We start from the raw sequence: 351 nt of genomic DNA, 5'->3' as shown, positions 1-351 counted from the left end.
ATGACTGGGGTGAAGTCGTAACAAGGTAGCCCTAGGGGAACCTGGGGCTGGATCACCTCCTTACGAAATAGATACGGTTTTGCGTTGAGTGTTCACACAGATTGTCTGACGATGATAAGAGTTTCGATGGGTCTGTAGCTCAGTTGGTTAGAGCGCACCCCTGATAAGGGTGAGGTCGGTAGTTCAAATCTACTCAGACCCACCAATCTTCAATGAAGATTGGGACATCGAGAAAATTCTGGGGGGCTATAGCTCAGCTGGGAGAGCGCCTGCTTTGCACGCAGGAGGTCAGCAGTTCGATCCTGCTTAGCTCCACCACTTTCTCTCGATTCGAACCTTAGTACGGCAAGA

At 50.4% G+C, this 351-nt stretch carries 2 tRNA genes and 1 rRNA gene; all 3 read left to right on the top strand.

Annotation, left to right across the window (positions count from 1 at the left end):
* Window positions 1-63: ribosomal RNA gene (locus FCL42_RS21550) — 16S ribosomal RNA — on the top strand; the annotation flags it as partial.
* Between the two features lie 65 nt (window positions 64-128).
* Window positions 129-205: transfer RNA gene (locus FCL42_RS21545), tRNA-Ile, on the top strand.
* A gap of 37 nt (window positions 206-242) precedes the next feature.
* A tRNA-Ala gene (locus tag FCL42_RS21540) sits at window positions 243-318 on the top strand.
* Window positions 319-351 lie beyond the last annotated feature (33 nt).

Source organism: Ferrimonas aestuarii (genome assembly GCF_005116665.1).
GTDB classification, from domain to species: domain Bacteria; phylum Pseudomonadota; class Gammaproteobacteria; order Enterobacterales; family Shewanellaceae; genus Ferrimonas; species Ferrimonas aestuarii.
Note: the sequence above shows the minus strand (reverse complement) of the source record. Positions and strands in the feature narration are given on the sequence as shown.